The organism is Qipengyuania sp. SM2507 (genome assembly GCF_053714505.1).
Window position 1 is genome coordinate 1,154,541 of the sequence record NZ_CM132307.1, and the last position, 17,186, is coordinate 1,171,726.

A 17,186-nucleotide genomic window follows, 5' to 3' on the forward strand; every position below is an offset into this window, starting at 1 on the left:
TTACCCATCGACCGGCTTTGCCATATCGAGCCGCGGAACCTCGACCATGTCGTCATAGCCGACCACGTTCATCAACCCGGGCCGCGCCGCATTCCAGATCCATGGATCTTCGGTCCAGCGGCCCTTCAGGATCGTGACGCTGCCAGAGCGTAGCTGCACACGGATATCGTCTTCCAGCCCTTCCGGTCGGCCGGAGCCATCATGCGGGACGAAGCCTTCGCGCAGCGGCGGGGGGATAGTTGATCGGCCTTTGTAGCGCATCGATGTTCCTGGGCCGGTTAAAGCGGGGGTATCGGCGGGGGTATGAGCAAATTGCAGAAAGCGCAAAGAGCTAGGAAAACTGCGGCTTTCCGCGTCGACCACGGCGGAGGGATTATCCGCCGCGATCAGCCTCTAAAATTGTCCAGCAGGCCTTTCCTCGCAATTTGCTTCGAGGGCGGCATCACTACGCTACGTTGGTCTTCGGGGATCTCCTCATAGGCTTTTGCGAGCGCTTCACGAGCGTCGGTTACCGCCTTGATCTCCTCCCGGACTTGGTCGGCGCTGGGCCATTCATCCGCCCTCAGCGGCCCTTCTTCCTTCGTTTTCATCTGAGCGAACAGATGCACCTGTTCGGTTGAATTCAACCACGAAGCCGATTCCGCCAAGCGAGACGAGAAGTTGTTCCAACGCTCCTTCGCATCTTTGAATGCTGAAGTGGCATGTTTGTAGTTCGCAAGCTCACTCATTCTTTCTCTCCTCCAACTTATCTTCCTCACCTCGTATAGCGAGTTTTCCCATGCTCACCACCGCCGCGGCGCAAGCTGCCGGCGCGCAGCTGCGCGCCTACAAGATTCACGACCAGGGCGGGATGCATCTCCTCGTGCGGCCGACGGGCTCGAAGAGCTGGCAGCAGAAGTACCGCTGGCGCGGCCGAGAGAAGCTGCTCACCTTCGGCCAGTTCCCCGAGGTCAGCATTGCCCGCGCTCGGATCCTGCAGGCGCAGGCGAAAGAGCAGCTCGAGCAGGGACTGGATCCCGCGCGGACCAAGGCCGCGGCGGACACGTTCGGCCAGCTGGCACGGCAGTGGCACCGCCATCATCGCGCCAGCTGGTCGGACACTCACGCGGCGGACGTCCTGGACAGCATCGAGCGCGATGTCCTGCCGGAGCTGGGCGAGCGTCCGGTCGACACGATCGAGCCGCGCGACCTGCTGGCGATCGTCCGCCGGGTCGAAGCGCGCGGCTGCCTGGAGAGCGCCGGCCGGTTGCGCCAGCGGCTCTCGGCGATCTTCGGCTTCGCGATCGCCGAAGGCCTTGCGAGTTCCGATCCGGCCGCCCAGCTCGGGCGGGCCATGGCGAAAGGAAAGCTCTCGGTACCGCATCCGGCACTGACCGAGCTCGAGGACTGCCGCGCGCTGCTCACCGCCTGTGAAGGATCCGACGCGCGGCCGATATCGGTCTTCGCCTCGCGCTTCCTCGCGCTCACCGCGGTCCGGCTCAACGCCGTTCGCGGCATGGTTTGGGCGGAGGTCGACTTCGCGGCGCGCACCTGGACGGTGCCGGCGGCGCGGATGAAGCTGTCGAAGGCGAAGAAGGCCGAGGAGAGGTTCGATCATATCGTACCGCTCAGCGACCAGGCGCTGTTCGTGCTGCGCGGCGCGCGGCCGGACCAGGACGTTTCCCCTACCGCGCTGGTCTTTCCGGGGAGATCGGCGACCGCGCCGATAGGGGAGGGGACGCTTCGGGATCTCTACGCCCGGGCCGGGTACGCCGGCCGCCACGTTCCCCATGGCTGGCGTTCGAGCTTCTCGACCATCCTCAACGAGGAGCTGGGCGAAGAATGGCGCCGCGACATCGATCGTGCCTTGGCGCATTCGCCGAAGGACAAGGTCGAGGCCGCATATAATCGCGCGCAGCTGCTCGATCGCCGCCGGGAACTGTTCGATCGGTGGGGCGCGATGCTCGAAATTCAGCCCTGAACGGCGCTTTCGCGCGTCCGGCGTAGCCGACTGGCGCTTGGCACGACCCTTGCGCTTGGCCCCTCGCCAAGCATGGGCGGCGGCGCAGCCGCCGACCTCCGGCAGTCCGGAAGGTGGTTGGTTTCCTGTTTCGAGCCTCAGATCATCCCGGGGCCCATCAATAATCAACGGGTGAGACCGCTAAAGCGGGCTCACTCCTTCTGATACTTGATGCTGGAGGGGGGATTCAGGCTAGGTGTTGAACTCGCACCTTGTGCATCATCGCCGGTAAGCATGGCGAGATAGGATGCCTGGGCGAGGGGGTTGCCGGGATAGAGCGCGACGGCCGTCTCCAACGGTCCCTTGGCGCCCTGGAGCGCGACAGCGAGGTTCTCGCGGCGCTGGCGCACATTCGACGCCCTGCGCTCCGCAATGCCCTTGAACAGCGGCCTGCGGCGCGACTGGTCGGGCTCGAAGTCCTTCCCCTTGCGTCGCATGATCTCCTTGAGCCGCTTCATGCATCGCTCCGGCAGGCGCGACAGGTCGAAGAAGTAGGCGTTCGAGGTCTGCCGGATCTGCGGCCCTTCGCCCCCGGCGTTGTCCGTGGGCACCGTGCGCCGGATCCAGTCGATGAACCCAGCGGACCAGAGCCGCTTGAGCGCGCTGACGACCGTCGCCCGAGCGAAGCGGGTGTGCTTCATGATGGTATCGAGGCTGGGCTCGCAGATTCCTGTCTTGAAATCCGTACAGCGTTTGAGGATCGCGGCCAGGACACGGTGGCAGTTCGCGGTGAGGCGATGCGCTTCACCCTTCTGCTTCACCATGTCCGCCCATTCCTCGAGCACCTTGAGATATGCGTCGACGAAGGCGATCCCGCCATCGATCGGGCGGAAGACCTGCGCCCGCTTGTCGTTCACGTCGAAGCTGTCTCGCCGAACAGGCTGAAGTGTGCGGCGCTGGTCGAGTGCGGCGTGCATCATGCTGCACCTCCCGCGCTCGAGCGGAACGTCAGTGCTTGCGCAGGCCTTCCACCAGCGTCTCTGGCTCCGGGAGATCGGCGACCAAGAGGTCGGCCCATTCCTGCGCGAGTTCGCGCCGGCGCCGCATGTAGGCCGCGCGGTTGTAGACCGCCTCGACCCCGGCCGGCCGGTGAGCCAGCATCAGATCGATGATAGCCCGATCGCCCGGTCGATCGAGATCCGCTGCCCGCTCGTTCATGATCGTGGCAAAGCTCGAGCGCCAGCCGTGCGGAACATGCCGGCCGCCGAAGCCAGGGACGCGCTTGTAGTTCGTGCTCAGCGCGTTCTCGCTGATCGGCCGGTGCGAGTAGCGCGTCGAGGGGAAGAGGTATTTGCGATTGCCGGCGAAGGCGATCGCCGCCTTCGCGGTGGCCACCGCCTGGCGCGACAGCGGCACGATGAACTCGAAGGCATCCTGCTCGCTCTCCGCGAGCTCGAGCTTCATCTTGGACGCCGGGATCCGCCAGAGCGGCTCCTTGCCGTCGAGCCCCTCGAACTCCTTGCGCTCCGCGAACCGGATGTTGCCCGGCCGCACAGCCGTCAACGCCAGCAGGCGCGAGGCGAGCTTGGTCGCCGGCTGGCAGGGCTCTGCCTCGATCGCGCGCAGGAAATCGCGGCAATCGCGCAGGGCGAGCAGGGCAGGGTAGCGCCGGCGGGGCACCGGCCTGAGCGCACGCGTCAGCGAGGCGGCTGGGTTCGTCTCCGCCCAGTCGAGCGCGATCGCGCTCTCGAAGATCGCGGATGCATACTGGCGCAGCCGATGAGCGATCTCGACCGCACCGCGCTGCTGCACCCGGTCGAGTTCCGCGATGAGATCGCGTGGCGCAATCTCCCGCAGCGGCCGCGACCGCAGCTTCGGCAACAGATCCGCCTCGAGGCGGTCCTTCACCGTCTTGGCGTGCTTCGGCTTCCAGCCCTCCTGCTGCAGGGAGAGCCAGCGGGTGGCCGCTTCGCCGAAGGTTATCGCCTGATCGGGTGCCGCGGCCTTCGCCGCGGGGCTGCCGGGGTCGATCCCCTGGCGCAGCAGCTTGCGCGCTGCGTCCTTCGCATCGCGTGCCTCGCCCAGCCGAACTTCCGGATACAGGCCGAGCGCGAGCTGCTTTTCCTTGCCCTCGAAGCGGTACTTCAGGCGCCAGCTCTTGGTGCCCGAGGGGAGGATAAGTAAATGCAGACCCTGCTGATCGGACAGCTTTACCGGTTTCGCGCCCGGCTGTGCTGCCTTGCACTGTTTGTCCGTCAGCACCCGATGCCCCCAACCCGATTCGGCGGTGCCCCCAAAATGCCCCCAGCGAGTGCCGGAAAGTGGCGGAACCTAGCGGAATTCGCTGGAGGGTGGATGCTTTGAAAACCGTGCATTTGCAAGGGTTTCCGGACCTTTTTGGACCGCTGCGGAACAGCGGTTGGCTCCCCGAGTTGGATTCGAACCAACGACCAAGTGATTAACAGTCACCTACTCTACCGCTGAGCTATCGGGGAGCAGCCAGGTCGGCAGGGGCGCGCTATATGGGGGCTCGCCGGGTTTGGCAAGCGGGCGCGGCGCGATTTTTCGCGGCTTTCGCGATCAGACCAGAAACTGTTCCGCGACGATGCGTTCGTCGAGCGCATGACCGGGGTCGAACAGCAATTGCAGCTCCTGCTCGCGGGCGATGTGGAGCGAGACCTCTGCGATATCCCTGACCTCCTTCTGGTCGGCCACGACCGAGACCGGGCGCTTGTCGGATTCGAGCACCCGGAAGCGGATCGTGCTGCGGTCGGGCAGGAGCGCACCGCGCCAGCGACGCGGGCGGAAGGGGCTGATCGGGGTGAGCGCCAGGAGGTTGGAATCGAGCGGCAGGATCGGACCGTTGGCCGAAAGGTTGTAGGCGGTCGATCCGGCGGGGGTCGCCACCAGCACGCCGTCGCAGACCAGTTCCTTGATCCGCACCTTGTCGTCCACCGAGACCTCGATCTTGGCGGTCTGGCGGGTTTCGCGCAGCAACGAGACCTCGTTGATGGCGCAGAATTCCTGCGTGCTTCCGTCCTGCCTGACCGCTTCCATGCACAACGGGGCGACCGCCACGCTGCGCGCGCGCTCGATCCGGCGGAGCAGCTTTTCGGGTGAGCGGTTGTGATTCATCAGGAAACCGACCGTGCCGAGGTTCACTCCGTAGACTGGCTTGATGATCCCGCAATCGAGCATCGCGTGGAGCGTCTGCAGCATGGCGCCGTCGCCGCCGATCACCACCGCCGCCTCGGCTTGCTCAAGCGGGACCCAGTCGGCCAGAACGCGATACATCGGTGCGACCTCGTGCGCGCGCTCGGTGTCCGAGACGATCAGGGCCAGCTTTTCGAAATTGGGCATCGAACTTTCCCGTGGTGATCGCTTGGGGTGAACGTCTTGGTTGGATCGCGCTCCCGTGTCGCGGAGGCGTGCAGATGCGCGAGTGTGTATGGACGGGCGTCCCATTTGGCAACGTGGGGAAACTTCTGGCGTATTTCTCCAATCCAACGGATATGGGGGCTCATGGCCAGCCTTGCCTCAGCGACTGACGACGATACGCGTGACCGGCTGACCGGGCTTGCAACGCTTACGCATGCTCGCAACACTCTCGACCGCTGGCACCGCGAATGGCCCTCGGGTGGGACCGAATGCCCGATCCATGTCATGCTGATTTCGGTCGGACGGATCGACCGCGTGAACGTCGCATTCGGCGAGACCGCGGGCGATGGCGCGCTGATCGAGATTGCCCAGCGAATCCGCCATTTCGCCGCCGACGAGCTTGAAAGCGGCGTGTGGGTCGCCGCGCGCAGCTCTGGCGATACCTTCCTCCTGGCATTGCGCGAGGAATGCAATCGCGAGCGCTGGCAATGGCTTGCCGAGGCGCTTGCCGATGCCATCGCCATGCCGATCAGCGATCCCGACACAGCGCACAGCCTGCGCCTCTGGCCACGCGTCGCGCTCATCCGCGCGGTCGAGGGCGACACCTCCGCATCCCTCCTCGACACCCTGTCCGAAGCATCCGCGCGGATCCGGTCGCTGCAGGGCCACCGCGTGGTCTGGACCAGCGGCGAGCTGGCCAAGGACGGCCGTTCGAGCCAGCAGCTCGAGGCCGACCTGCTGGCGGCGATCGATCACGACGAGATTTCGATCCGTTTCCAGCCGCAATATGCTCTCGAAAACGACCGGTTGATCGGCGCCGAGGCGCTTGCGCGCTGGGACCATCCCCTCCTCGGCCGGGTCGGCGCGGCAACGCTGTTCACCATCGCCGAACGCGCGGATCACACCGCGCAGCTCTCACGCCATATAGCCCGCAAGGCGCTGGAGGCAGCGCGCGCCTGGCCCGAAGGTGTCAGGCTTTCGATCAACGTCACCCCCGCCGATCTCGCCGCGGGCAGCTTCGCGCGCGAATTCCTCGCGCTGGTGAAGGCCAACGGGATCGACCCGCATATGCTGACGCTCGAGATCACCGAGCAGGTCTTGCTCGCCGATCTGAAGCAGGTGAGCGGGGTCCTTGACGAGCTCAAATCCACCGGGATCAGCCTTTCGCTCGACGATTTCGGCGCCGGCTTCTGCAATTTCAGGTATTTGAAGGTGCTTCCGATAGATCATCTCAAGCTCGACCGTTCGATGATCGACGGGGTGCTCGAGGATGAGCGCGATCTTGCGGTCTTCCGCGCCATCGTGGCCATGGCCAAGGCGCTCGACCTCAAGGTCGTCGTCGAGGGGGTCGAGACCGAAGCCCAGCGCGCGCTGATCGCGCGCGAGGGCTGCGAGGTCTATCAGGGGTTCCTGCGCGCCGAGCCGATGCCAGCCGAGGAATTCCTCGCGCTCGCTACGGGCTAGGCTGCCTTTTTCGCCTTCCGCGCCTTGCGCGCGATCCCGCCGAGACCCTTGGTCAGCTGGTAGAGCCCGTTCAAGCGGTTCTCCGGCGAATTCCAAGCTCGATTGATGACCAGCTTCATGTCGGGGCGCAGCTTGGCCGTGCCTTTCAAGCGATCGACATAGGCGAGCAGGCCCATCGGATCGGGGAAATCGTCCTGGTGGAAAGTGACCAGCGTGCCGGCATTGCCGACATCGATTTTGGCGATATTCGCCTCGATCGCCTGGTGCTTGATCTCGATCAGCCGGACCAGATTGGCGGTGGCCGCGGGCAAGTCGCCGAAGCGGTCGATCATCTCGGCGGCCAACGCCTCGATCTCGCTCTTGTCGCGCGCATCGTTGAGGCGCCGGTAGAGTGCCATGCGCACGGCGAGATCGGGGACGTAATCCTCGGGTATCATGATCGGCGCATCGACGGTGATCTGCGGGCTCACGCTCTCGGGTTTCGCGTCCAGCCCTGCTTCGCCGGCCTTGGCGGCCAGGATCGCATCCTCGAGCATCGACTGGTAGAGTTCGAAACCGACCTCGCGGATGTGGCCCGACTGTTCGTCGCCAAGCAGATTGCCCGCGCCGCGGATGTCGAGGTCGTGGCTGGCGAGCTGGAACCCGGCGCCGAGACTGTCGAGATCGCCCAGCACCTTGAGCCGCTTCTCGCCCACTTCGGAGAGCTGCGTGTCCTTGGCATAGGTCAGGTACGCATAGGCGCGCAATTTCGCGCGGCCCACGCGTCCGCGCAGCTGGTAGAGCTGGGCGAGGCCGAAGATGTCCGCGCGGTGGATGATGATCGTGTTGGCGCTTGGGATATCGAGCCCGCTCTCGACGATGGTGGTCGCCAGCAGCACGTCGTATTGGCGGTCGTAGAAGGAGCTCATCCGCTCTTCGACCTCGTTCGGGGCCATCTGGCCGTGCGCGGTGACCGCCTTGATCTCGGGCACCGCCTCGCGCAGCCACTTCTCGAGCTCGGGCATGTCGGCGATGCGCGGCACGATGATGAAGCTCTGCCCGCCGCGATGGTGCTCGCGCAGCAGCGCCTCGCGCATCACGATCTCGTCCCATTCCATCACATAGGTCCGTACCGCCAGGCGATCGACCGGCGGGGTCTGGATGGTCGACAGTTCGCGCAAACCGCTCATTGCCATCTGCAGCGTGCGCGGGATGGGGGTGGCAGTCAGGGTGAGCATGTGTACGTCGGCGCGCAGTTGCTTGAGCTTTTCCTTGTGCGTAACCCCGAAGCGCTGCTCCTCGTCGACCACGACGAGCCCGAGATCCTTGAAAGCGGTGCTCTTCGACAGGATCGCATGGGTGCCGACGACGATGTCGAGCGCGCCGCTCGCCAACCGCTCGCGGGTCTCTTTCATCTCCTTGGCCGGGACCAGCCGGCTGAGACGCCCGATCTCTATCGGGAAGCCTGCGAAGCGCTCGGAGAAGCCCTGATAGTGCTGGCGCGCGAGCAGGGTGGTGGGCGCAATCACCGCCACCTGCTGCCCGTTCATTGCGGCGACGAAGGCAGCACGCAGCGCCACTTCGGTCTTGCCGAAGCCGACATCGCCGCAGACCAGCCGGTCCATCGGGTGGCCGCTTTCCAGATCGCGCAGCACATCCTCGATGGCGCGTTCCTGATCCTCGGTCTCTTCCCATGGGAAGCGGTCGAGGAACTGGTTGAAAGGCCCTGATTCGACTTCGAAAACCGGTGCCTTGCGCAGCGCGCGCGCGGCGGCGGTCCGGAGCAGTTCGTGCGCGATTTCGCGGATGCGTTCCTTGAGCTGCGAGCGCCGCTTCTGCCACGCCTCGCCGCCGAGCCGGTCGAGCATGACCGCCTCCTCGGACGAGCCGTAGCGGCTGAGCACGTCGATGTTCTCGACCGGAATGAACAGCTTGTCGCCACCGCGATAGGCCAGCATCACGCAATCGTGCTTGCTCTTGCCGACCGCGATCGCTTCGAGCCCGAGATACTTCCCGATGCCATGCTCGGTGTGGACGACAAGGTCGCCGACCGAGAGCGCCTGCAGTTCGGCGAGGAATGCGTCGGAACTCTTGCGCTTCTTGCGCCGCCGCACCAGCCGGTCGCCGAGGATGTCCTGCTCGGTCAGGACCTCGAGCTCGTCATTGGCGAAGCTGGTGTCGAGCGGCACGATCATCGCCGCGGGCACGCCCTTGGCCGAGAGCCCGAGCGCCTCCTGCCAGCTATTAGCCAGCTGGATTGTGATTCCAGCCTCCTCGAGAATGGAGACCATCCGCGCGCGGCTGCCCTTGGAATAGGTCGCCAGCAGCGGCCTACGGCCGGCCTTGGCCACCGTCTTCAGATGATCGGCCAGCAGGGGATAGACGTTTTCGCCGCGCGCGCGATCGGGGCCGAAATCGCGGCCCGAACGGAAACCGAAATCGATTACCTTGGCGCTTTCGGGCTCGTCGAAGCCGGTGCTGCGGTGGACCGGGTGGGCATCGAGCGCGCGGGTCAGCTCGTCCTTGTCGAGATAGAGCGATGCGGGTTCGACCGGGCGGTAGCTGCCCCTGGCCTGGCCGATGACCTGCGTGCGCGCGGCGTAGTAATCGGCGATATCGCCCAGCCGCTCCTCGGCCGCTGTCATCGCCGCGCCGTCTATGACGACGATGTCGCGGTCGTCGAGATGGTCGAACAGCGTCGCCATCCGCTCCTCGAACAGCGGCAGCCAGTGTTCCATACCGGCGAGACGGCGCCCCTCGCTGACCGCCTCGTAGAGCGGGTCCTGCGTCGCATCGGCGCCGAACAATTCGCGGTAGCGCCCGCGGAAGCGCTTGATGCTCGCGTCGTCGAGCAACGCCTCGCTGGCGGGCAGCAGCAGGTGCGACTCGATACGCGAAGTCGTCATCTGCGTATTGGGATCGAACAGCCGCAGGCTTTCCAGCTCGTCGCCGAAGAAATCGAGCCGCAGGCCTTCATCGAGCCCGGAGGGGAAGACATCGACGATCGAGCCGCGGATCGCGTATTCGCCCTTGTCCGCCACCGTGTCGGTGCGGCTGTAGCCCTGCCGCTGGAGCAGTCGTGCGAGGCTGTCGCGCCCGATCTCGCTCCCGATCGCGAATTCGCGCACGCCTTCGCGGATGCGGAACGGGGTCAGGACGCGCTGGAGCGCGGCGTTGATGGTGGTGACCAGCAATTGTGCGCCGGACTTGCCGGTCTGTAACCGATGCAGCGCGGCGAGCCGCTTGGCGCTGACCGTCAGCGCGGGGCTGGAGCGATCGTAGGGCAGCGCGTCCCAGGCGGGAAATTCGATCACCTCGAGTTCGGGCGCGAAATAATGGGCCGCATCGCTGACTGCGCGCATGGCGGTGTCGTCGGGCGCGATGAAGACGGCGCGACCTGCACCGGCGCGTGCCAGATCGGCCATCACCAGCGGCTGGCTGCCGCGCGCGACCTGAGTCAGTGTCAGCGGCGCGGTGGCTTTGAGAATACGGGAGAGGTCGGGCATGGTGCTGGTCAGCGTGGGATGGTCGCCGGCGCTACCGTCAGCGGGGAATTTCGACATAGTCGAGCAGCATCATGCGCTCGATCAAGTCGCCCTGGAAACGCGGCGGGATGGGCTGGGTGCCCAGCGCCCAGGCCATTACATCGACATCGTCTTGATCTAGGAGCGCCTCGAACCAGACCAGCTCCTCGGCTTCCCATTGCTCGTGGTAGCGATCGAAGAAACCGCCGAACATGTAATCCGCTTCGCGCGTACCGCGGTGCCAGGCGCGGAAACGGGCGCGCTGGATGCGGCCTTGAAAGGTGAGAGCTTCGGACATGGCGCGCGCCTATCCTGCGCGCCCTGCCAGCGCAAGCGGGGATCGCTGTCCACAGGCGGTGCGGGAGTGCGCGCGATCGCGGCTTTCGCAAGACCCGCCACTGCGGCTAGACGATGGCGATGCGCCCCGATGTCCTCAACCCGCTGTTCGCCGAGACCGAGACGCTCGACGGTGTCGGGCCCAAGCTGAAGAAGCCGCTGGACCGGCTCGGGCTCACCCGGGTGCGCGACCTCATCTATCACCTGCCCGAACGCTTCGTTACCCGCCGCGCGGTGGGCACGATCGACGAGGCGGGCGAGGGTGAGCATATCGTGGTCAAGCTTCTGGTGATCGAGCACCGCGGTGGCCGCAGTCCGCGCGCGCCATACCGCGTGCTGGCGCAGGACAGCGCGGGCAATGTGCTGTCGCTGACCTATTTCGGGCGCGCGTCCTACACGGCCAAGAAGCAGCTCCCCGTGGGCGAGAACCGCTGGGTGGCGGGCAAGCTCGAACGCTATGGCGACATGATGCAGATGGTCCACCCCGATCATGTGCTCGAGGAGGGCGGCGACACGCTGCAGCGATTGTGCGAGCCGGTCTATCGGCTATCCGAAGGGCTGACCCAGCCAAAGGTCGCCGGGCTGGTCGAACAGGCGCTGGCACGCGCGCCGGAGCTGCCCGAATGGTGCGAGCCGGGGCAGGTTACGCGCGAGGGCTGGCCCGAGTGGCGCGAAGCACTGCGGCGGGCGCATGGGGGCGAGGACGCGGCGGCGCGCGACCGGCTCGCCTATGACGAGCTGCTAGCCAACGCTCTTGCGCTGATGCTGGTCCGCGCGGACAACCGCCAGCGCAAGGGACAGCCGCTCAAGGGCGACGGAAGCTTGCGCGATCGGCTGGCGTTGCCGTTTCCGCTGACCGGGGCGCAGACCCGCTCGATCGCCGAGATCGAGGGCGATCTGGTGCAGGACACCCCGATGCTGCGGCTGCTCCAGGGCGATGTCGGTGCGGGTAAGACGGTGGTGGCGCTGGCCGGGATGCTGATCGCGGTGGAGGCGGAGGCGCAGGCGGCGCTGCTCGCCCCCACCGAAATCCTCGCACGGCAACACTACGAGAGCCTGCGCCGGCTTGCCGAACCCACCGGAGCGCGGGTCGCGCTGCTAACCGGGCGCGACAAGGGCAAGGCGCGCGAATCCACGTTGATAGGACTGCTCGACGGCAGCGTGGATATCGTCATCGGGACGCATGCGATCTTCCAGGACAAGGTCGCCTATCGCAACCTCGCGATGGTGGTGATCGACGAGCAGCACCGCTTCGGGGTCGGCCAGCGGTTGATGCTGGCGAGCAAGGGCCGCACCGCGCCGCATGTCCTCGCGATGACGGCCACGCCGATCCCGCGCACGCTGACGCTGGCGCAATATGGCGAGCTCGATGTCAGCAAGCTCGACGAATTGCCTCCCGGGCGGCAGGCGATCGAAACAAGGGTGGTTTCGCTGTCGCGTCTCGACGAGGTCGCCGCGGGGGTCGAGCGCCATCTGACCAGTGGGCAGCAGGCCTATTGGGTCTGCCCGATGGTGCGTGAGAACGAGAACGACGACACCGCGGCGGCGGAGGCGCGCTACGCTGCGTTGAAGGAGCGCTTTGGCAAGGATGTGGTGCTTGTCCACGGCCAGCTCGCGCCGGAGATCAAGGACGCGGCGATGGAGCGCTTCGCCCGCGGCGACGCCAAACTGCTGGTCGCGACCACAGTGATCGAAGTCGGGGTCGATGTTCCCAACGCGACGCTGATGGTGATCGAACAGGCCGAGCGCTTCGGTCTGGCGCAGCTCCACCAGCTGCGCGGGCGGGTAGGGCGCGGCAGCGAGAAATCGACCTGCCTGCTGCTGCGCGGCGACCAATTGTCCGAAACCGCGCGCGACCGGCTGGCGCTGATGCGCGAGACGCAGGACGGTTTTCGCCTCGCGGAGGAGGATTTGCGGCTGCGCGGCGGGGGCGAATTGCTGGGAACGCGGCAATCGGGCGACAGCGCGTTTCAGATCGCCGAGCTCGAGCAGATTACCCGCCTGCTTCCAACCGCGCATGACGATGCACGGCTGCTGATGGAACGCGACGGCGGGCTGGAGGGCAAGCGCGGCGCGGCGGCGCGGGTGCTGCTTTACCTGTTCGAACGCGACTTCGGGGTGAAGACTCTGCGCGGCGGCTAGTCGTGCTGTTCCGACAGCAGAACCGCGATGAGGGCTTCGGCTGCGGCATCGACTTCCTTCCACGTGGCGGCGAAGTCGGCCTCGCTCCCATGGTAGGGATCGGCGACCGCGCGACCGCTGGTTTCTGGGACAACATCGAGCAGCAGACCGATATTCGCTGTCGAATCCGCCGGTGCCATGGCGCGGACATCGGCGAGATTGTCCTTGTCCATCACCAGAATATGGTCGAATTTTGCGAAATCCTCGAGCGCCAGCTGCCGCCCGCGATAGGCGCTGATGTCGATCCCCTGGCGCTTGGCCTCGGAGATGGCGCGAGGATCGGGCGCTTGGCCGACATGGTAGTTTGCGGTGCCGACACTGGCGATTTCGACATCGACATTTGCGAGCGCTGCACGGCGGCGCAGTGCCGCCTCGGCCAAGGGCGAGCGGCAGATATTGCCGAGGCAGACGAAGAGGATCGACGGGGTGATCATGAAGTACCCCTACTGGACCCGGGCGGCGGGTCGCAATAGGAAGCTCCCCGACAGGGAGAACCGACCATGAAATACCTCGCCGCCGCCTTCGCCTTTGCCAGCGTGGCGCTCGCCCCGATTGCCCACGCCGCCCCCGCCGACGATTACCGCGATTTGCGCGACGATGTCTGGGAGTGGACGCTCGACAATTCGCCGCTGACCGCGACGCAGGTCGGCGACCGCCGCGGCGACGGCAAGCTCGGCGATATGTCGCTGGCGCGCTACGAGGCCTCGATCGCCGAGACCCGCGCTTTCCTGGCGCGGCTGGAAGCGATCGACGAGAGCACTCTGCCCGAGGATTTGCGGATCGATCACGCGATTCTCAAGCGCGGCTTCGAGGACGAGCTGGCGGGCGCCGAGTTCGACCACGACCGCTTCGTCGTCTTCACCAATCGCGGCGGCTGGTTCGCCTATTTCGGTTCGCTGCCCTATGGCTCGCCGTTGTTCACGCTGGCCGACTACCAGAGCTATGTCGGCCGGCTCGAAAGCTTCGCTGCGGTCAACCAGCAGGGTATCGCCCGCAGCCGCGAAGCGGTCGCGCGAGGGCTGACGCAGGCCTGCGAACCGATGCAGGGGCTCGAGGCGCGGATCGAGACCATGATCGTCGAGAATCCGGTCGAGTCCCCGCTGTGGCTGCCGTTCAAGGAGCGCCCCTCGACCATTTCCGAGGCACAATGGACGCAATTGCAGGCCCGCGCCCGCACTGCGCTCGAAACCAGCGTGATGCCGGCCTATCGCGATTTCCGCGACTTCTATGTCGAGGAATACGCTCCCGAATGCCGCACCGGCATGCCCGGGGTGCTCGCCACCCCGCGCGGCGAGGAATACTACGCCTATCGGGTCAAGAGCTTCACCACCACCGACATGACCCCCGACCAGATCCACCAGCTCGGCCTGTCTGAAGTGGCGCGGATCCGGGCGGATATGGCAACGGTGGCCGAGGATGCCGGGTTCGAGAGCCGCGAGGCATTTATCGAGCACCTGCGCACCGACCCGCAATATTATCCCGAGACCCCCGAAGAACTGCTCGAGGCGGCGGGCGCTCTGGCCAAGCAGATTGACGGCTGGATGCCCAAGCTGTTCGGCACGCTGCCGCGCCAGCCCTACACGGTGCTGCCGATCCCCGCGGCGCAGGCTCCGGGCAACACCACAGCCTATTATGAAAGCGGCAGCCTCGCGACCGGGCAGCCGGGCATCTACCGGGTCAACACCACCGAGCTCGACCAGCGCCCGCTGTGGGAACTGCCCGCGCTGGGTGTCCACGAGGCGGTCCCCGGGCATCACCACCAGATCGCGCTGCAGCAGGAACTCGATATCCACCCGCTGCGCCAGCACGGCACCTTCTTCACCGCCTTCGTCGAAGGCTGGGGGCTCTATTCCGAGCGGCTCGGGATCGAAATGGGGCTCTACGACACCCCCGCCAAGGAGATGGGTCGGCTGAGCTACGAGATGTGGCGCGCGAGCCGGCTGGTGGTTGACACCGGCATCCATTCGAAGGGCTGGAGCAAGCAGCGCGCGGTCGATTTCATGCTCGACAACACCGCGCTGAGCCCGGGCAATATCGACGCCGAGGTCAATCGCTACATCACCTGGCCGGGCCAGGCGCTGGCTTACAAAATCGGCGAGCTGAAAATCCGCGAACTGCGCAACCGCGCTGAAACCGCGCTTGGTAGCGACTTCAGCCTGCGCGATTTCCACGATGCCGTTCTGGAGAACGGCGCGGTCCCGCTCGATGTGCTCGATGCGCATATCGACCGCTGGATCGCGGAGCAGCAGGCGGTCTGAATCGGCGGCTATCCGGGGACCGGCGCTGTCGGCGTCGTGTCCCCGGATTATCGGCAAGCATCGACCCGCGCCCACCGGCCTTTTTCGCTTTGGCATCGCGAACAAATAGGTTCTATACTAAGCGGCGAATAGCGCGCGACCCGGTGCCATCGTGTAACGACGTCCCGGGGGCACAAGTCCGCCCGCCGCGCGTTGTTTGGAAACTGAGGGGGCCCATAGCTGCGACTGGTGCGGCGTAAGGGTTGCCCGAGTTGGGAAAGGGTAATCTATGACGAGGACTGCCAAACATTTCGGCAAATATCTGGGAATGGCCGCATCGATCGCGCTGCTGAGTGCCTGCGGCGGCACCGACGAACCGGTGGAAACCGACGCTGCAGCCGCCGATCCGGCCGCCGCGGTTGTCGCGCCCGAACCTGCGGCGGAAGCTCCGGCGGCCGACAATGTGGAAACGGTGGACGGGACCACGCTGGCTTCCTTCACTCCCGATGTCGCGCATGGCGAGGAGGTCTTCATCAAGTGCAGTTCGTGCCACGTTCTGGAAGCGGGCGTGAACCGCATCGGCCCATCGCTCGCCGGGATCGTTGGCCGACCGGCTGGGACGGTGGATGGCTACACCTACAGCGAAGCCAATGCCAACAGCGGGATCACCTGGAGCAAGGAGAAGCTGTTCCAGTATCTCGAGAACCCGCAGCGGGTTATTCCGGGCACCAAGATGGCCTTCGCCGGCCTGCCTGCTGGTCAGGACCGGGCCGATATCATTGCCTATCTGGAAGCCGGCGGGCAGTAAGCATCGCCTGAATGAGCAAAAGGGCGCGGACCCAGTGGTCCGCGCCCTTTTTCATGTCCGCGCCAGATCCGCGACAGATAGGCTGCAGCTAGCCGTTCAAGCAGCCATAGCCCCGCGTGCCAGCTCGCATTGCGACCAGATGTCGCTTAGCGCCTCGATCAGCCGGTCGATATCGCCATCCGAATGGACCGGCGAAGGGGTGAGCCGCAGCCGCTCGGTGCCGCGCGGAACGGTCGGATAGTTGATCGGCTGCACATAGATACCGTGATTGTCCATCAGCCAGTCGCTGATCATCTTGCACTTGTGCGCATCGCCGACCATCACCGGGATGATGTGGCTGGGGTTGGGCAGATGCGGGATGCCCAGCATGTCGAGCTTGCGCCGCACCGTCTCCACCCGATCGCGCTGCAATTCGCGCTCGGCGGAACTGGTTTTGAGATGCTTGATGCTGGCGCAGGCGCCCGCTGCCACCGCAGGCGGCAGCGCGGTGCTGAAGATGAAGCCGCTGGCGAAGGTACGGACGAAATCGACCAGGTCGCGCGAGGCCGCGATATAGCCGCCCATTACGCCGAAGGCCTTGCCCAGCGTACCCTCGATCACGGTGATGCGATCCATCAGCCCTTCGCGTTCGGCAACCCCGCCGCCGCGCGGACCGTAGAGCCCGACCGCATGGACCTCGTCGATATAGGTCATCGCGCCGTGCTTCTCGCAGACGTCGAGGATCTCGGCGATGGGCGCCATGTCGCCATCCATCGAATAGACGCTCTCGAAGGCGACCAGCTTGGGAACCTCCGGGCCGAAATCGGACAGCTTGCGGTCGAGATCCTCGGGATCATTGTGCGCCCAGATCTTGTAGGGCGCGCGGCTGTGGCGGATGCCCTCGATCATCGAGGCGTGGTTGAGCGCGTCGGAGAACACCACACAGTTGGGGATTCGTCCCGCCAGCGTGCCGAGACCGGCCCAGTTCGAGACATAGCCGCTGGTGAACAGCAGCGCGTCTTCCTTGCCGTGCAGATCGGCCAGCTCGCGTTCGAGCAGGACATGGTGGTGGTTGGTGCCCGAGATGTTGCGCGTGCCACCGGCACCCGCGCCGCATTCATCGAGCACGCGGTGCATGGCATCGATCACCACCGGATGCTGGCCCATGCCGAGATAGTCGTTCGAGCACCACACGGTGACGTCCTGCGTGGTGTCGTCGACATAGCGGGTCGCGTGGGGGAAGGCGCCGCGATGCCGCTCGATTTCGGTGAAGACCCGGTAGCGGCCTTCCTCGCGGACCGCATCTAGTTCTCCCTTGAAATAGGCCTGGAAATCCATCGTCGGCATCCCTCTCTGTACTT

14 protein-coding genes and 1 tRNA gene are annotated in these 17,186 nt (G+C 65.6%); 5 read left to right on the forward strand and 10 right to left on the reverse strand.

Annotation, left to right across the window (positions count from 1 at the left end):
• Together ACWIKC_RS05610 and ACWIKC_RS05615 are read right to left on the reverse strand one after the other, a co-directional pair.
• Positions 1-261 (reverse strand): hypothetical protein, encoded by a 261-nt coding sequence (locus ACWIKC_RS05610; protein ID WP_454599134.1) that lies wholly within the window; start codon positions 259-261, stop codon positions 1-3.
• Positions 262-386: 125 nt separating this feature from the next.
• Entirely contained in the window at positions 387-728 is a 342-nt protein-coding gene (locus ACWIKC_RS05615; RefSeq protein ID WP_454599135.1) for a hypothetical protein, read from the reverse strand.
• Positions 729-778: 50 nt separating this feature from the next.
• Between ACWIKC_RS05615 and ACWIKC_RS05620 the strand changes: the two genes are divergently transcribed.
• A complete protein-coding gene (locus tag ACWIKC_RS05620; RefSeq protein ID WP_454599136.1) occupies positions 779-1,960 on the forward strand; it encodes a tyrosine-type recombinase/integrase in 1,182 nt (393 codons plus the stop codon).
• Between the two features lie 191 nt (positions 1,961-2,151).
• On the opposite strand, the gene ACWIKC_RS05625 is transcribed toward ACWIKC_RS05620, so the two are convergent.
• From ACWIKC_RS05625 to ACWIKC_RS05640, 4 genes are all read right to left on the reverse strand, one after another.
• Positions 2,152-2,919: a hypothetical protein gene (locus tag ACWIKC_RS05625; protein ID WP_454599137.1), complete on the reverse strand. Its 768-nt coding sequence runs from the start codon at positions 2,917-2,919 to the stop codon at positions 2,152-2,154.
• Positions 2,920-2,947: 28 nt separating this feature from the next.
• The gene (locus tag ACWIKC_RS05630) at positions 2,948-4,201 is read right to left on the reverse strand and encodes a tyrosine-type recombinase/integrase (RefSeq protein ID WP_454599138.1); all 1,254 of its coding nucleotides are present in this window, start codon (positions 4,199-4,201) and stop codon (positions 2,948-2,950) included.
• Between the two features lie 158 nt (positions 4,202-4,359).
• A tRNA-Asn gene (locus ACWIKC_RS05635) sits at positions 4,360-4,434 on the reverse strand.
• Positions 4,435-4,519: 85 nt separating this feature from the next.
• Positions 4,520-5,299 (reverse strand): NAD kinase, encoded by a 780-nt coding sequence (locus tag ACWIKC_RS05640; protein WP_454599139.1) that lies wholly within the window; start codon positions 5,297-5,299, stop codon positions 4,520-4,522.
• A gap of 162 nt (positions 5,300-5,461) precedes the next feature.
• Here ACWIKC_RS05640 and ACWIKC_RS05645 point away from each other — a divergent pair, with 162 nt between their 5' ends.
• Positions 5,462-6,781, forward strand: a complete 1,320-nt coding sequence (locus ACWIKC_RS05645; RefSeq protein WP_454599140.1) for an EAL domain-containing protein — start codon at positions 5,462-5,464, stop codon at positions 6,779-6,781.
• Here the strand turns inward: ACWIKC_RS05645 and mfd are convergent.
• Positions 6,778-10,266, reverse strand: a complete 3,489-nt coding sequence (mfd, locus tag ACWIKC_RS05650) for a transcription-repair coupling factor (RefSeq protein ID WP_454599447.1) — start codon at positions 10,264-10,266, stop codon at positions 6,778-6,780. The two genes, ACWIKC_RS05645 and mfd, sit on opposite strands and share 4 nt — an antisense overlap.
• 37 nt (positions 10,267-10,303) lie before the next feature.
• On the reverse strand, positions 10,304-10,582 hold the full coding sequence (locus tag ACWIKC_RS05655; RefSeq protein ID WP_454599141.1) for an FAD assembly factor SdhE: 279 nt from the start codon (positions 10,580-10,582) through the stop codon (positions 10,304-10,306).
• A 119-nt stretch (positions 10,583-10,701) separates the two neighbouring features.
• Between ACWIKC_RS05655 and recG the strand changes: the two genes are divergently transcribed.
• Complete coding sequence (gene recG / locus ACWIKC_RS05660; protein WP_454599448.1) at positions 10,702-12,762, forward strand: ATP-dependent DNA helicase RecG; 2,061 nt, start codon at positions 10,702-10,704, stop codon at positions 12,760-12,762.
• On the opposite strand, the gene ACWIKC_RS05665 is transcribed toward recG, so the two are convergent.
• Positions 12,759-13,235 carry a low molecular weight protein-tyrosine-phosphatase gene (locus ACWIKC_RS05665; protein WP_454599142.1) on the reverse strand — a complete coding sequence of 159 codons (477 nt, stop codon included), beginning with the start codon at positions 13,233-13,235 and terminating at the stop codon, positions 12,759-12,761. The two genes, recG and ACWIKC_RS05665, sit on opposite strands and share 4 nt — an antisense overlap.
• A 66-nt stretch (positions 13,236-13,301) precedes the next feature.
• On the opposite strand from ACWIKC_RS05665, the gene ACWIKC_RS05670 reads away from it, so the two are divergent.
• Both ACWIKC_RS05670 and ACWIKC_RS05675 read left to right on the forward strand, forming a co-directional pair.
• Positions 13,302-15,059: a DUF885 domain-containing protein gene (locus ACWIKC_RS05670; RefSeq protein WP_454599143.1), complete on the forward strand. Its 1,758-nt coding sequence runs from the start codon at positions 13,302-13,304 to the stop codon at positions 15,057-15,059.
• A gap of 268 nt (positions 15,060-15,327) precedes the next feature.
• The gene (locus ACWIKC_RS05675; protein WP_454599144.1) at positions 15,328-15,846 is read left to right on the forward strand and encodes a c-type cytochrome; all 519 of its coding nucleotides are present in this window, start codon (positions 15,328-15,330) and stop codon (positions 15,844-15,846) included.
• Between the two features lie 96 nt (positions 15,847-15,942).
• On the opposite strand, the gene hemA is transcribed toward ACWIKC_RS05675, so the two are convergent.
• Positions 15,943-17,163 (reverse strand): 5-aminolevulinate synthase, encoded by a 1,221-nt coding sequence (hemA, locus tag ACWIKC_RS05680; RefSeq protein ID WP_454599145.1) that lies wholly within the window; start codon positions 17,161-17,163, stop codon positions 15,943-15,945.
• Positions 17,164-17,186: the final 23 nt, after the last annotated feature.

Excerpts from the sequence above, each read along its gene's own strand:
- ACWIKC_RS05610 (WP_454599134.1), bottom strand. The coding sequence starts at position 261 with ATGCGCTACAAAGGCCGATCAACTATCCCCCCGCCGCTGCGCGAAGGC.
- ACWIKC_RS05640 (WP_454599139.1), bottom strand. The coding sequence starts at position 5,299 with ATGCCCAATTTCGAAAAGCTGGCCCTGATCGTCTCGGACACCGAGCGC.
- ACWIKC_RS05625 (WP_454599137.1), bottom strand. The coding sequence starts at position 2,919 with ATGATGCACGCCGCACTCGACCAGCGCCGCACACTTCAGCCTGTTCGG.
- hemA (WP_454599145.1), bottom strand. The coding sequence starts at position 17,163 with ATGGATTTCCAGGCCTATTTCAAGGGAGAACTAGATGCGGTCCGCGAG.
- ACWIKC_RS05670 (WP_454599143.1), top strand. The coding sequence starts at position 13,302 with ATGAAATACCTCGCCGCCGCCTTCGCCTTTGCCAGCGTGGCGCTCGCC.
- mfd (WP_454599447.1), bottom strand. The coding sequence starts at position 10,266 with ATGCCCGACCTCTCCCGTATTCTCAAAGCCACCGCGCCGCTGACACTG.
- ACWIKC_RS05645 (WP_454599140.1), top strand. The coding sequence starts at position 5,462 with ATGGCCAGCCTTGCCTCAGCGACTGACGACGATACGCGTGACCGGCTG.
- ACWIKC_RS05620 (WP_454599136.1), top strand. The coding sequence starts at position 779 with ATGCTCACCACCGCCGCGGCGCAAGCTGCCGGCGCGCAGCTGCGCGCC.
- ACWIKC_RS05675 (WP_454599144.1), top strand. The coding sequence starts at position 15,328 with ATGACGAGGACTGCCAAACATTTCGGCAAATATCTGGGAATGGCCGCA.
- ACWIKC_RS05655 (WP_454599141.1), bottom strand. The coding sequence starts at position 10,582 with ATGTCCGAAGCTCTCACCTTTCAAGGCCGCATCCAGCGCGCCCGTTTC.
- ACWIKC_RS05615 (WP_454599135.1), bottom strand. The coding sequence starts at position 728 with ATGAGTGAGCTTGCGAACTACAAACATGCCACTTCAGCATTCAAAGAT.
- recG (WP_454599448.1), top strand. The coding sequence starts at position 10,702 with ATGCGCCCCGATGTCCTCAACCCGCTGTTCGCCGAGACCGAGACGCTC.
- ACWIKC_RS05665 (WP_454599142.1), bottom strand. The coding sequence starts at position 13,235 with ATGATCACCCCGTCGATCCTCTTCGTCTGCCTCGGCAATATCTGCCGC.